The organism is Nonomuraea sp. NPDC048892 (assembly GCF_040649735.1).
In the GTDB taxonomy this organism is placed as follows: domain Bacteria; phylum Actinomycetota; class Actinomycetes; order Streptosporangiales; family Streptosporangiaceae; genus Nonomuraea; species Nonomuraea maheshkhaliensis.
The window spans coordinates 29847-45453 of record NZ_JBEZFZ010000048.1 but is presented as its reverse complement, the minus strand read 5'-3'; the positions used below and the strand labels follow the sequence as shown (position 1 = coordinate 45453).

Genomic DNA, 15607 nt, shown 5'->3' with positions numbered 1-15607 from the left:
CCATCCGCCCCCACCACCGCCACCGCACCCGGCGACCGCACCACCTGCCCCTCAAACAACTCCACCAACGACCCCGCCGACACCCCCACACCCGTGTCATTCCACCCCTCCACCACCTGACGCCACTCACCCTCACCCATCACCTCAACCCCACTAAGCCGAGTCCCGGGGTCAGCGGTAACCGCGTCCAGAACCCGTACCAACCGACCGACCAGCACCTCCACCGACCCGCGATCAAACACGTCGGCCGCCGCCACCACCGACCCACGCAGCCCCGCAGGCACGTCCCCGGCACCGAACACCTCGCCCAGCGTGAAGTCCAGGTCGAACTTCGCCGCCGACATCCCGGCGGTCACCTCCGCAGACACCGCGCCGGACGGCCCGCCCGCCCGAACCCCCGGCAGTTCCAACTCCGCCTCGGTGTTCGTGGTCGACTGGACCTTGAACATCACCTGGAACAGCGGATGCCGCGCCATCGACCGCGCCGGTGCCAGCTCCTCCACCAGGCGGTCGAACGGCAGTTCCTGGTGCGCGAACGCGCTCCACCCGGTCTGCCGGACGCGGGAGAGCACCTGCGTAAAGGTGGGGTCGCCGGACAGATCCGTACGCAGCACCACGTTGTTGACGAAGAACCCGACCAGGTCGTCGAGCGCGACGTCGGTACGACCGGCCACCGTCGTGCCGACGGGGACGTCGGTGCCCGCGCCCAGCCGCGACAGCAGCACGACCAGCGCGGCCTGCAACACCATGAACGTGGTCGCGCCCTCGACCCGCGCCAGCTCCGCCACCCGGGCGTGCACCTCGGCCGGCACCTCGATCGGCACCGTGTGCCCCCGGTGCGAGGCCACCGCCGGACGCGGCCGGTCGTAGGGCAGTTCGAGCTCCTCCGGCAGGCCGGCCAGGGTCTCCCGCCAGTACGCCAGCTGGGTGGAGACGAGGCTGTCCTGGTCGTTCTCGTCGCCGAGCAGTTCCCGCTGCCAGAGGGTGTAGTCGGCGTACTGGACGGGCAGCGGCTCCCACTCAGGCGCCCGCCCGTCGCACCGCGCCGCGTACGCGACCGACACGTCCCGCGCCAGCGGCCCCATCGACCAGCCGTCACTCGCGATGTGATGGACGACGACCACCAGCACCCGCTCGCCCGCCCCCGCCTCGAACAGCCACGCCTTGATCGGCGCCTCAGCCGCCAGGTCGAAGGCGTAAGCCGCCGCCTCGGACACCTTCGCGGGCAGGTCGGCCGAGGCGACCTCGACCACGGTCAGCTCCCACGCCAGCTCCTCGACCGGCACGATGTGCTGGTAGGGCTCCCCCTCCACGTCGGGGAAGACCGTCCGCAGCACCTCGTGCCGCCCGATCACGTCCCGCAACGCCGCGCTCAGCGCCGCGACGTCCACCTCGCCTGACAGCGACAGCACGACTGGCATGTTGTACGTGGCGCTCGGCCCTTCCGACCGGGTGACGAACCACAACCGGCGCTGCGCGAACGACAACGGAATCATCAGGACTCCTTCTGAGTACGCATGTTCTGAGTACGCATGGGCCGCAACGCCGGCCTCGCCGACTTGAGATCACCAAGCTGTCGTGCAAGTCCCGCAACCGTCGGGGTCTCCAGCAGGACCTTCAACGGCACCTCCACACCGAGCGCCGCCCGGATCTGACTGACCAGCCGCACCGCCAGCAGCGAGTGCCCGCCGAGCCGGAAGAAGTCGTCATCCACCCCGACGCTCTCCAGGCGGAGGACGCGCGCGAACGCCTCACACAGGACCTGCTCTTCGCGGGTGGACGGTTCGCGGCTGGGGGTGGTGACGTGCTGAGGGACGGGGAGGGCTTTGCGGTCGAGCTTGCCGTTCACCGTCACCGGCAACTGCTCCAGTACGACCACGGCGGACGGCACCATGTACTCCGGCACCCGCTCACCGGCGAACCGCCGCACCGCTTCCTCGATCCCCGCCCGCTCACCGGCCGGAACCACGTAGGCGACCAGCCGCACCTCCCCGGGCAGGTCCTCCCGCGCCACCACCGCCACCTGCCCCACCCCAGGACAAGCGGCCAGCACCGCAGTGACCTCACCAGGCTCCACCCGGAAGCCCCGGATCTTCACCTGATCATCGGCCCGACCGGCGAACAACAACTCACCCTCAACCGACCAACTGACCCGGTCTCCGGTCCGATACATCCGCTCGCCCACCTCGAACGGACACGCCACGAACCGCTCGGCACTCAGCCCCGCACGCCCGGCATAGCCACGAGCCAGCTGAACGCCCGCCACATACAGCTCGCCCACCACGCCAGGCGGCACCGGCGACAGGAACTCATCCAGCACATACGCCCGAGTGTTCGCCACCGGCCGCCCAACCGGGACGGACAAACCCTCCCAATCCGCCTCACATCGGAAAGCGGTCACATCGATCGACGCCTCGGTGGGCCCGTAGTAGTTCTCCAGCCCAACCCCACCCAGCACCTCGGCGAAGCGCCGCGCCAGGTGCGCCGGCAACGCCTCCCCTGAACACACCACCCACCGCAAGCCATCACAGTCGGCAGCGGCCGGCTCAGCCAGGAAAACCTCCAGCATCGACGGCACAAAATGCGCCACATCCACCCGCTCACGGCGAATCAACTCCGCCAGATAGGCGGCATCCCGATGCCCACCCGGCCGCGCCAACACCAGCACCCCGCCCCACAGCAACGGCCAGAAGAACTCCCACACCGACACGTCAAAACCGAACGACGTCTTCTGCAACACCCGCTCACCCGGCGACAACCCCAACCGCTCCTGCATCCAGACCAGCCGATTCACCACACCCGCATGCGGCACCACCACCCCCTTCGGCCGCCCCGTCGAACCCGACGTGAACATCACATAAGCCGCATTCGCGCCCGTCAGCACACCGCCACGCTCCTCAGCGGTCAACCTCTGACCAGACAGAGCCATCAGCTCCGCCGGATCCAGCACGACCTCCCCACGCAACCCCCCAGCCGACGAAGTGATCACACATCCCGCCCCGGCCTGCTCCACCAGGTACGCCTTCCGTTCATCCGGATAATCCGGATCCACCGGCAGATAAGCAGCCCCCGCCTTCAACACCCCCAGCAACGCGACGACCAGATCAACCCCACGCTCCAGGCAGACCCCCACCACCGACTCCACCCCGACACCACGCCCCACCAACAACCGAGCCACCCGATTCGCCCGCGCGTCCAGCTCGGCGAACGACACCTCCACCCCCTCCCCCACCACCGCCACCGCATCGGGCGACCGAAAGACCTGCGCCTCGAACAACCCTGCCAACGACCCCGCCGGCACCTCCGCACCCGTGTCGTTCCACTCCTCCACCACCAGCCGCCGCCCAGCCTCATCGAGCACATCCACCCCGCTCAACGGCAGCTCCGGATCTCCGGTGACCGTCTCCAGCACCCGAACCAGCCGATCCGCCAGCGCCTCCACCGACTCCCGCTCGAACAGGTCCGCCGCCGCCACCAACGACCCACGCACGCCGGCCGGCGCCCCGGAGGCGTCCACGGCCTCAGCCAGCCCCAGTTCCAGATCGAACTTGGCGGCCGCCGCCACGGGCTGCCCGGCGGCCGACACTCCGGGCAGGTCCAGGGCCGCCGTGCCGGTGTTCTGCACCGTCAGCATCACCTGGAACAGCGGGTGCCGGGCCATCGACCGCGCCGGCGCCAGCTCCTCGACCAGCCGCTCGAACGGCACGCCGTGCTGCTCGAAGGCCGCCAGCCCGGTTTCCCGCACCCGGCTCAGCAGCTCGCGGAACGTCGGGTTCCCCGACAGATCGGTGCGCAGGACCAGGGTGTTCACGAAGAACCCGACCAGTTCCTCCAACGCCTCGTCGTCACGTCCCGCGTGGGCGGCACCGATCGGCAGGTCTGTGCCGGCGCCGAGCCTCGACAGCAGCACCGCCAGCGCGGCCTGAATCACCATGAACGTGGTCACGCCCTCGGCCCGCGCCAGCTCCACCAGCCGCGCGTGCACCCCGGCCGCGACCTCGACCGGCGCACTGTGCCCCCGGTAGGACGCCACTGCCGGGCGCGGCCGGTCCACCGGCAACGCCAGCTCCTCCGGCGCCCCCGCCAACGCCTCCCGCCAGTAGGCCAGCTGCCCGGACAACACGCTCTCCGGGTCCCGCTCGTCCCCCAGCAGCTCGCGCTGCCACAACGCGTAGTCCGCGTACTGCACCGGCAACGGCTCCCACCCAGGAGCGCGCCCCTCGCAACGGGCCGCGTACGCCGCCGAGACATCCCGCCCCAGCGGCCCCATCGACCACCCGTCACCGGCGATGTGATGCACGACCACCACCAGCACGTGCTCATCCGCCCCCACCGAGAACAACCACGCCCGCACCGGCACCTCGGCCGACAGATCGAACGCGTACCCCACAGCCGCACCGACCGCCGCGTCCAGCTCCTCGGGCGCCACCTCGACCGCCGCCAGCTCCCATTCCAGCTCCGCCATCGGCACCACCCGCTGGTACGGCTCCCCCTCCACCTCGGGAAAGACCGTCCGCAACACCTCATGCCGCGCGATCACGTCCCGCAACGCCGCTCCCAGCGCCACGCCATCGACCTCGCCGCCGAGCCGCAGCACGGCGGGAATGTTGTACGTGGGACTCGGCCCCTCCAACTGCCCGAGGAACCACACCCGCCGCTGCGCGAACGACAGCGGCACCCGTTCCGGCCGCTGTTCCGCCGCCCGTACGCCGCGCCGGGCCGCACCTGCGTTGCCGAGCCGACTCGCCAGCCCCGCCACCGTCGGCTCCTGGAACAGCAGCCGCAGCGGCACCTCGACCCCGAGCACCGTCCGCACCCGGCTGATCAGCCGCACCGCGAGCAGCGAGTGCCCGCCGAGGGCGAAGAAGTCGTCGTCCACCCCCACCTCGGGCAGCCCCAGCACGTGGGCGAAGATCCCGCAGAGCAGTTCCTCGCGCGGCGTGGCGGGGGCCCGGCGGCGCAAGCCGGCCGTGCGGCCGGGGGCGGGCAGCGCCTTGCGGTCCACCTTCCCGTTGGCGGTCAGCGGCAGCGTGTCGAGGACCATAATGATCGACGGCACCATGTACGCGGGCAGCTCGCGAGCGACGTGCTCACGCAGCTCCAGGCCGTCCGGCTGCCCGCCGGGGGCCGGGACGACGTACCCGACCAGGTATGGGCCGCCGGCCGCGTCGTCGCGTACGGCCACCGACGCGCGCGCCACCAGCTCGTGCCGTTCGAGCACGGCCTCGATCTCGCCCAGCTCGATCCGGAACCCGCGCACCTTGACCTGGTCGTCGGTCCGGCCCAGACATTCGAGCGTGCCGTCGGGCCGCCATCGTGCCAGGTCGCCCGTCCGGTACATGCGGTCGCCGTCCGGGCCGAACGGGGCGGCCACGAACCGCTCCGCGGTCAGACCTGGCCGGCGCAGGTAGCCGCGGGCGAGCTGGGCGCCCGCCAGGTAGAGCTCCCCCGCGACCCCGGCGGCGACGGGGCGCAGCTGTCGGTCCAGTACATAGGCGCGCGTGTGGGCGAACGGCCGCCCGATCGTCACCGGCCCGTCCATCACCCGGGCGGACGTCGCCCAGACCGTCGCCTCGGTGGGCCCGTACAGGTTCGCGGCCCATGCCTTCATGCCGGTGATGCGCGCGGCCAGCTCGCCGGGCAGCGCCTCACCGCCAACGAGCATCCGCACGTCACACGGCCACTCGCCGGCGTCGAGCAGCGCCCGCCACAGGGACGGCACCGCCTGCATGACCGTCGCGCCACGTTCCCTGACCAGCTCCAGCAGAGCGCCCGGTTCCCGTACGGTCTCCCTGGCCGCCAGCACCACCCGTGCCCCGCTCACCAGCGGCAGGAACAACTCCAGCGCCGCGATGTCGAACGACACCGTCGTCACCGCCACCATCCGATCGTCCACGCCGAGCGGCACCCGCTCGGCGGCGGCGCGCAGGTGGTTGACCAGGGCCCGATGCGAGATCACGACCCCCTTGGGCCGGCCGGTGGAGCCCGAGGTGTAGATGACGTACGCCGGATGCTCCGGCAACGGCCCACCGGTCGCAGGGGCAGGAATGGCAGTGGCGGGCTCGGTGAGGTGGGGCCGCTGCGTGGAGGGTGGGTCGCCTGCGACGAGGGTCGGGACGGGCGACGGGGGCAGGGTGGGGGCGGTCGTGGGGGAGGTCAGGACGAGAATCGGTGCGGCGTCGCGCAGCATGGCGGTGATCCGCTCGGCCGGGTACTCGACGTCCACCGGCAGGTACGCGGCCCCGGACTTCAGCACCGCCAGCAGGGCCACGACCAGTTCGGCGTCCCGTTCCATCGCGACCGCGACCACCGACTCCGGACCGGCGCCCCGCTCACGCAGCACATGGGCGAGCCTGTCTGCGTGCGCGTCCAGCTCGGCGTAAGTCAGCTCCATGCCGTCGGAGACGACCGCGATCCGGGTAGGTGTCCTGACCGCCTGCGCCGCCACCAACTCCGGCAGGGTCGTGCCGGAGACGTCGGCCGTGCCAGGGGTGCCGGGGGTGCCGACAAAGCCGGGCGTGCCGGACGTGCCGACCACGCCAGGTGTGCCGGGGGTGCCGGGCGTGCCGGCGACGGTATCGGTGGCCGTGTCGGGGGCGGTGGCGTTCCATTCGTGCAGGATTCGGTGGAGGTCGTCCTCGCCGAGGGCGTTGATGGCCCCGAGCGGCACGTCGGGGCCGCCGTTCAGAGCGTCCTCCAGGGCGGCGGCGAGGTTCTCCGTGGCGGTGCGGAGCAGCCTTCCGACGGCCTCCGGGTCGATGGGCGCCACCGCGTCCACGGTCAGCGCGAGCCCGTCTCCGTCGTCCTCGACCGCGACGCCGAGCGGGTAGTTGGTGCGCTCGCGAGCAAGCAGCAACCGAATGCCGTCGAGCCCTCCCCCGCCACCGCTGTTCCCGGTGTCGCCGCCCCTGCCGGTTTCACCGCGGGCGGTGTTGTGGCGGTAGTTGAGGAATGACGTGAACAGCGGGGTGTCCGCGGAAACGCCGCTGGCCTGCTGGGCGAGCGCGAGAGGCGCATGCTCGTGCTCCATCAGCCGGGCGAGCTGCCCGCGCAGTTCCGACACGGCCGCGAGCACGGTCAGCTCGTGCGTGCGCACCCGTACCGGCAGAGTGTTGATGTACGGGCCGGGAACCTGGCCGGCGCCGGTGCCGGCGTGCATGCGGCCGAACAGGACGGTGCCGAAGACGACGTCGTCGCGGCCCGACACCGCGGCCACCACCCGGGCCCAGGCCACGTGCAGGAGCGTCGCGGTGCTGACCCCGAGCCGCCTGGCGACCGCGCGCAGCCGCCGCTGTGCCTTGTCGGGGAACGCCACGACCCGGCGTACCACGTCGCTCCCGTCGCCCCGCGCGTCCACCAGCCCGAACGGCGCGGTCGGCTCGGTGACGTCGCCGAGCAGGCCGGCGAAGTGGCGTTCGTGGGCCGCGCGGTCCGCGGCGTCGCGCGACCGTGCCACGAAGTCGCGGAACGGCCGGGGCTCGGGCAGCTCGTCACCACGTCCGGACAGGAACGCGAGGATCTCGGCGAGCAGCACTTCCAGCGCCATGTGGTCCTGCACCATGTGATGCACCCTGGCCAGCGCCAGCCATCGGCCCTCTGGTGTGGGGGCGGTGTGCACGGTGATCATGGGGGCGCGGGTGAGGTCCATGCTCTGCCCGGCCTGCGCCACGAGCCGTTCGGCCGGGTCGCCCGGCCCGTCCGGCAAGGTCACCCGTTCGACCGGGACGGTGGCGTGCCGCCGGACGACCTGCACCGGTTCGCGCAGCCCGGCCCAGACGATGGAGGTGCGGTAGATGTCGTGCCGGTCCACCACGCGCTGCAACGCGTCGAGGAAGGCGTCGAGCCGGTCGCGGGAGTCGAACTCCAGCACCGTCGGCATCACGTACGCGTCCCTGCCGCCGTCCTCCGCCAGCAGGTGGTGGAAGAGCAGGCCCTCCTGGAGGGGCGCGAGCGGGTAGACGTCGGCAATGTCGGCCGCGCCGCCTTCGACGGTCGCCGTGATCCGGTCGATCTCGTCGGTGGTCAGGTCCACCAGGGGCAGCATGTCCGGGGTGATCGCGGTGGCGCCGGGCGGGATGAGGTTGGGCGGCACCGCGGTCCGTTCCGCGCCCGTCGTGGCGGCCAGGCCCGCGGGGGTCGGGGTCTCGAAGAGGGCGCGTACGGGGACGTCGATGCCCTGGGCGCGCAGCCGTTCCGCCAGGCGGATGGCCAGCAGCGAGTGGCCGCCGAGCGCGAAGAAGTCATCCTCGGCGCCGACGCTCGCCAGGCCGAGGACGTCGGCGAACGCGGCGCACACCAGCTCCTCGCGCGGGTCGGCGGGGCCGCGTCCGGTGGCGGCGAGTGCGGTGAGGTCCGGCATCGGCAGGCTCTTGGTGTCTATCTTGCCGTTCGGGGTCAGCGGCAGCTCGTCGAGGGTCACCAGCGCGGCCGGAACCATCGACTCGGGCAGGTGCCGGCGGACGAACTCCTTCAGCTCGGCCGCGTCGACGACGGCTCCGGGCGCCGGCACCACGTACGCGACGAGCCGGCGGTCGGGGGCTGGCTTGTCGCCGGTACGGGAGACGATGACGAGCTCGCCGGCCGGCGTCCAGCGGGCACGGTGGCCTGTGACGTAGAGGACGGTTCCGTCGGAGGTGAACGGGTTCGCCACGAATCGTTCCGGCCGCTGCCCGGACGCGGCCACGTACAGGTCGCCGGTCACGCCGATCGGGGTGGGGGTGAGGTGCTCGTCCAGCACGTACGCGCGGGTGGCCAGGGGGCGCATGTCGTCGGGGACGGGGACGGCGGCCGAGGCGACCTTGTTCCACTCCGTGAGGACGCGGCGCCGTTCGACGGGGTCGAGCACGTCCACCGCGCTCGTCCGGACACCGGGGTCGGCGCTCACCTGGTGCAGCACCCGGGCCAGCCGGGCGGCGAGCGCGGCGACGCCGCCGCGGTCGAAGACGTCGGCGGCGGCGGTGACGACACCACGCATCCCGGCGGGCGCGCCGGCGGCGTCGAACAGCTCACCGAACGACACCTCCAGATCGAACTTCGCCCCCAAAGCCCCCTGGGCCCCGGGCGATCCACCTGTCACCCCGCCGTCCTGGGTGGCGGGGTTCGGGGTGGTGGGTTCGTCCATGACGGTTTTGGTGACGTTCTGCACGGTGAGCATCACCTGGAACAGCGGGTGCCGGGACAGCGAGCGCGCCGGTGCCAGCTCCTCGACGACCTTCTCGAACGGCACGTCCTGGTGTTTGAACGCGGCCAGGTCCGTCGCCCGCACCCGGGTCAGGACCTCGGTGAACGTGGGGTCCCCCGACAGGTCCGTACGCAGGACCAGGGTGTTGACGAAGAAGCCGACCAGGTCGTCCAGGGCTTCGTCGGTGCGGCCCGCGACGTCCGTACCGATCGGCAGGTCGGTGCCCGCGCCGAGCCGGGACAGCAGGACGGCCAGCGCGGCCTGCAGCAGCATGAACACGGTCACGCCCTCGGCCCTGGCCACCTGGACCAGCCGCCGGTGGACGTCGGCGGGGAGCTCCAGGCGTTCGCTGATGCCCTGGTAGGACGCCACCGGAGGGCGGGGGCGGTCGAAGGGCAGCGTCAGTTCCACCGGCGCGCCGGCCAGGGTCTCGCGCCAGTAGGCGAGCTGGTGGGACATGACGCTGTCCGGGTCCGTCTCGTCGCCGAGCAGTTCGCGCTGCCACATCGTGTAGTCGGCGTACTGGACCGGCAGCGGCTGCCACTCCGGCGCCCGGCCCGCCGACCGGGCGGCGTAGGCCACCGAGACGTCCCTGGTCAGCGGGCCCATCGACCAGGCGTCGCCGGCGATGTGGTGCAGCACCACGGCGAGCACGTGCCGGTTCTCGCCGCAGCGGAAGAGCCAGGCGCGGATCGGGATCTCGCGGGCCAGGTCGAAGATGTGGGCGGAGGCCGCGGCCAGCGCGTCGTCCAGGTCCGCCTCGGCCACGTCCACGGCCGGCAGCGTCCAGGTCAGCTCGGCGGACGGGATCACCCGCTGGTACGGCTCGCCGTCCACGGTCGTGACCACCGTGCGCAGGGCCTCGTGCCGGCCGATCACGTCGAGGAGGGCGGCTTCGAGCGCGGCGTGGTCGGTCCGGCCCGGCAGGGGGCGGATGATCGGGATGTTGTAGGTGGCGCTCGGACCCTCCAACTGGCCGATGAACCACAGGCGGCGCTGCGCGAACGACAACGGGATCATCAGGACTCCTCCCCCGCGCTCATGGGCCGCAACGCCGGCCGGGGCCGCCGACCCACCTGCCCGCCGTCGTTCGTGCCGGTCCCTCCGTCTGCTCCGGTCCTGTCGGCCCCGCTGTCTGCTCCGGTCCTGTCGATCCCGCCGTTCGGGCCGGTCCCGAAGGTCGTGCCCTTCTCGTCCGTCCTGTCGGTCTCGTCGGGGAGGCGGCGGGCGAGGCCGGCCGGGGTGGGGGCGTCGAACAGCGCCGCGAGGTCGGCTTCCACACCCAGCACGGTCCTGATCCGGCTCATCAGCCGCACGGCGAGCAGCGAGTGTCCGCCGAGCGCGAAGAAGTCGTCGTCAACGCCGACCCTCTCCAGCCCGAGGACCTGGGCGAACGCCTCGCACAACCGCTCTTCCCGAGCGTCGGCCGGCGCCCGCCCCGCGCCGGACATGTATTGGGGAGCGGGGAGCGCACGGCGGTCGAGCTTGCCGTTGACGGTCAGCGGCAGCGCATCGAGTACGACCACCGCGGCGGGCACCATGTGCGCCGGCAACCGCTCGGCCACAAACCGCCTGACGGTGTCCGGCAACGCGTCTCCGGCGGTCGCGCCCCCGGTGGGTGCGCCGCTGGGAGTAGCGCTCGTGACGTAGGCCACCAGGCGGAGATCGCCCGGTGTGTCCTCGCGGGCGATCACCGCCGCCTGCCCGACCTGCGGGCAACTGGCCACCACGGCCCGTACCTCGTCGGGTTCGATGCGGAAGCCGCGGAGCTGCACCTGGTCGTCGGCGCGGCCGAGGAAGACGAGGTGGCCGTCGGCGGTCCAGCGGGCGCGGTCGCCGGTCCGGTACATGCGCGTGCCGGGCCTCCCGAACGGGCAGGCCACGAACCGGCCCGCGGTCAGCGCCGGCTGTCCGAGGTAGCCGCGGGCGAGCTGGCCGCCGGCCACGTACGCCTCGCCGACAGTGCCCGGGGGCACCGGGCGCAGCCGTTCGTCCAGGACGTACACGCTCAGCCCGGGGAGGCCGCGGCCGACCACGCTGCCCCGACCACCGTCGTCCGGGCTGAGCTCGTGGCAGGTGACGTGGACGGTGGTCTCGGTGATGCCGTACATGTTCACCAGGCGCAGACCATCGGCGGTGCCGTGGCGTTCCCACCAGCCGGTCAGCCGGCCCGGGTCCAGCGCCTCGCCGCCGAACACCACCGCACGCAGCGCGGCGACCGCTTCCGGACGGCGTTCCTCGACGGCCATGAGCTGGTAGAACGCCGACGGCGTCTGACTCAGCACGGTGACGCGTTCGCGTTCGAGGAGGGCGAGGAACTTCTCCGGCGACCGCGACACCGCGTACGGCACCGTCACGACGCGCCCGCCGTGCAGGAGCGCGCCCCACAGCTCCCACACCGAGAAGTCGAACGCGGCCGAGTGGAACCAGCTCCACACGTCGCCGGGCCCGAAGCCGAACAGCGGGCGGGTCTGCGCGAACAGGCCGGTGACGTTGGCGTGGGTGACCGTCACCCCCTTGGGGCGGCCGGTCGAGCCTGAGGTGTAGATGACGTACGCGGGATGGTCAGGGGCGAGCGTCCGTCGTTCCGTGGCGACGGGCGCGCCGGAGTCGGCGGGGTCGGCGGGGTCGGTCACGGGCAGGCGCGGCACGTCGTCAGGGAGCCGGTCGCCGAGGGCGTCGGCGCTGATGACGTACGCGGCCCCGGCGTCGGCCAGCGAGTACGCGATCCGCTCGGCCGGGTACGCCGGGTCCACCGGCAGGTACGCGGCCCCGGCCTTGAGCACGCCGAGCGCGGCCACGACCAGGTCGATCCCGCGCTCCAGGCAGATGCCGATCACCGACTCCGGCCCGGCGCCCTGCCGGATCAGCCGCCTGGCCAGCCGGTTGGCGCGCGTGTCGAGCTCCGCGTACGTCACCGTGACGCCGCCGGACACGAGGGCGACCGCGTCCGGGGTGCGGGCGGCCTGCGCCTCGAACAGTTCCGGCAGCGTGGCGGGTTCCGCCGGGGCCGGGGCGGTGTTCCACTCGGTGAGCAGGCGGTGGCGTTCGTCCGGTTCGAGCAGGTCGACCGATGCGAGCCGGGCCCGGGTGTCGGCGAGGAGCAGGTCCAGCAGGCCGATCAGGCGAGCCGCCAGGCGGGCGACCGAGGCCGGCTCGAACAGGTCGGCGGCCCCGATGAGCGTTCCGCGCACGCCCACGGGCTCGCCCTCGGAGCCGAAGGTCTCGACGAGGCGCAGGTCCAGGTCGAACTTCGCGGCGGGCGCGCCGGCGGACAGCTCGCCGGTGCGGGTGCCGGGCAGTTCCAGGGTGGCTTCTGCGGTGTTCTGCAGCGTCAGCATCACCTGGACGAGGGGGTGCCGGGCGCGGGACCGGGCCGGGGCGAGCTCTTCCACGAGTCGTTCGAACGGCACGTCCTGGTGGGCGAGGGCCTGGAGGCTCGTCCGGCGTACGCGGGCGAGCAGGTCCTGGAAGGTCGGGTCGCCGGACAGGTCGGTGCGGAGCACGAGGGTGTTGATGAAGAAGCCGACCAGGTCGTCGAGGGCTTCGTCGGTGCGTCCGGCGTTGGCCGTTCCGATCGGGATGTCGGTGCCGGCACCGAGCCGGGACAGCAGGACGGCCAGTGCGGCCTGGACGACCATGAACGTGGTCACGCCCTCGTCCCTGGCCACCTGGGTCAGGCGGGCGTGCAGGTGGGCGGGGATCTCGACCGGGACGCCGTGGCCCCGGTGCGAGGCCAGGAGCGGGCGGGGGCGGTCGGCCGGCAGTTCCAGCTCTTCCGGTGCGCCGGCCAGGGTTTCGCGCCAGTATGCGACCTGCTGGGAGATCACGCTGCTTGGGTCGCTCTCGTCGCCGAGGAGTTCCCGCTGCCAGAGCGCGTAGTCGGCGTACTGGACCGGGAGCGCGTCCCACTCCGGAGCGCGCCCTTCGCGGCGCGCCGCGTACGCCACCGAAACGTCCCGAGCCAGAGGTGCCCGTGACCAGCCGTCACTGGCGATGTGGTGGATCACCACCACCAGGATCCGCTCCTCAGGCCCGTCCTCGATCAGCCAAGCCCGGATCGGCGCCTCCGAGGCAAGATCGAAGGCGTATCCGACCAGGGAGTCCAGGTCCTCGCGGACCGCCCGGCCCAGTTCCCACGCCAGCTCGTCGGTCCCGAGAATGCGCTGGTAGGGCTCGCCGTCGGCGACCGGGTACACCGTCCGCAGCACCTCGTGCCGCTCGACCACGTCCCGCAACGCCGCACCCAGCGCCTCGGCGTCCACGTCGCCGTGCAGCCGGAGCACGATCGGGATGTTGTAGGTGGCGCTGGGGCCGTCGAGCTGGCCGATGAACCACAACCGCCGCTGGGCATAGGACAGGGGCACTCGCTCCGGCCGTGGTACGGGGGTGAGCGGGAGGCGGGCGGTGCCGGCCGCATCCAGCCGAGCGGCCAGCGCGGCCACCGTCGGGGCCTCGAACAGCTCCGACAGCGCCAGCTCCACCCCCACCAACGCCCTGACCCGGCTGACCAGCCGCACCGCCAGCAACGAGTGGCCTCCGAGGGCGAAGAAGTCGTCGTCCACGCCGACGCTGTCGAGGCCGAGCACTTCGGCGAAGGCCGCGCACAACGCCTCCTCGCGAGCATCGGCCGGGCCACGCCCCGATCCGGCCGCGTACTGGGGAGCGGGCAGCGCCTTGCGGTCGAGCTTGCCGTTCGCCGTCAGCGGCAGCGCCTCCAGCGCCACCACCGCCGCCGGCACCATGTACTCCGGCAACCGCCCCGCCGCATACCCCAGCACCGCCTCCTCGGCCCCATCCCCAGCCGGAACCACGTAAGCGACCAGCCGAGCGTCACCGGGAACGTCCTCGCGGGCGATCACCGCCACCTGGGCCACCAGCGGATGCGCCGACAGCACCGCCGCCACCTCGCCCGGCTCGACCCGGTATCCACGGATCTTCACCTGATCGTCCACTCGCCCGAGGAACATCAACTGGCCGTCAGCCGACCACCGCACCCGGTCCCCAGAGCGATACATCCGCTCACCCACCTCGAACGGGCAGGCCACAAAACGCTCCGCCGTCAGACCCGCACGTCCCACATAACCGCGCGCCACCTGAGCACCCGCGATATACAACTCACCCGCCACACCCGCAGGCACCGGACGCAACCACTCATCCAGCACGAACAACCGGCAGTTGGCGATCGGCCGCCCAATCGGCACCGACTCTCCAACGTCAACCCCCGCCTCGTAGACACAGCACCCGACAACCGTCTCCGTGGGGCCGTACTCGTTAACGATCACCGACCCGGGAGACCGCTCCAGCCACGAACGCACCACCGCACCTGACAGGGCCTCGCCACCCACCACCCAGGTCCGCGCCACATCCACCGGCACTGTCTCGGCCAGCAGACTCAGATGCGCCGGAACCACCTTCACCAGGCCCAACCCCGGCGACAACACCTCCGACAACCCCTCAACGCCACCCTGAGCACTCACCACCACCGCAGCACCCGACACCAACGGCACCCACAAACTCGTCACCGACAAGTCGAACGCCACCGACGAATGCAACGGCACACCCCCACCCACCCCATAAGCGCCCGAAGCCCACTTCACGTAGTTCGCCAAGCCCGCCTGGGTCACCGCCACACCCTTCGGCCGGCCCGTGGACCCGGAGGTGTAGATGACATAGGCGACCTGATCACCACGCAACTCGCGGGCGGGCCGCACCGCCGGTGCACCCGACAGTCGCAGCCCCATCAGGACGTCATCCACCACCAGCACCCGCCCACGACCGGCCGGCAACTCATCCGCGACCTCACCACTGGTCACCGTCAACACCGCACCACAATCCGCCAGCATGAACGCCACCCGCTCCACCGGCTGACCCGGATCAACCGGCACAAAACCGGCCCCCGCCTTCCACACCGCGAGCAGCGTCACGACCAGATCCACTCCGCGATCGAGGCACACCCCCACCACCGACTCCGGCCCCACCCCCTCACCGATCAGGACATGCGCCAGCCGATTCGCTCGCTCCTCCACCTCCCCATACGAAACCTCCACACCACCCACAGAAACCGCCACCGCACCCGGATCCTGCGCCTCAAACAACTCCACCACCGACAACCCACCAAGATCAACAGCGGTGTCGTTCCACTCCTCCACCACCCGCCGCCGCTCACCCACATCAAGCACGTCAACCGCTTCGACCCGAGCCTGCGGATCGGCGACGAGCAGTTCCAGCACCCGAACGAGCCGCCCCGCGATCCCGCTGACCGACCCCGGATCGAACAGGTCGGCCGCCCCGATCACGGATCCACGCACTCCAGCAGGCGCCCCCTGCGCGTCGAAGACCTCACCGAGCCGTACCTCCAGGTCGAACTTGGCCACGGACGTCCCACCCGGCAGCCCGCCCGCCCGCACGCCGGGCAGTTCCAGC

The 15607-nt window shown here is 72.0% G+C and carries 3 protein-coding genes (1 of these 3 running past the window's edge); all 3 read right to left on the bottom strand.

What is annotated here, in order from left to right; translation table 11 throughout:
• The coding region (locus tag AB0C28_RS54345; RefSeq protein WP_358085101.1) for a condensation domain-containing protein at positions 1–1496 on the bottom strand (1496 nt) is incomplete at its 3' end.
• Positions 1496–10201, bottom strand: coding sequence for an amino acid adenylation domain-containing protein (locus AB0C28_RS54340; protein WP_358085098.1), 8706 nt, complete (start codon positions 10199–10201; stop codon positions 1496–1498). The genes AB0C28_RS54345 and AB0C28_RS54340, both read right to left, overlap by 1 nt.
• Positions 10201–15607 carry the 3' portion of a non-ribosomal peptide synthase/polyketide synthase gene (locus AB0C28_RS54335; RefSeq protein ID WP_358085095.1) on the bottom strand. Its footprint extends 13742 nt past the window's final position, so 5407 of the gene's 19149 nt are visible here — the last part of the coding sequence; its start codon lies beyond the right edge, outside the window; its stop codon occupies positions 10201–10203. Before AB0C28_RS54335 ends, AB0C28_RS54340 begins: the two co-directional genes overlap by 1 nt.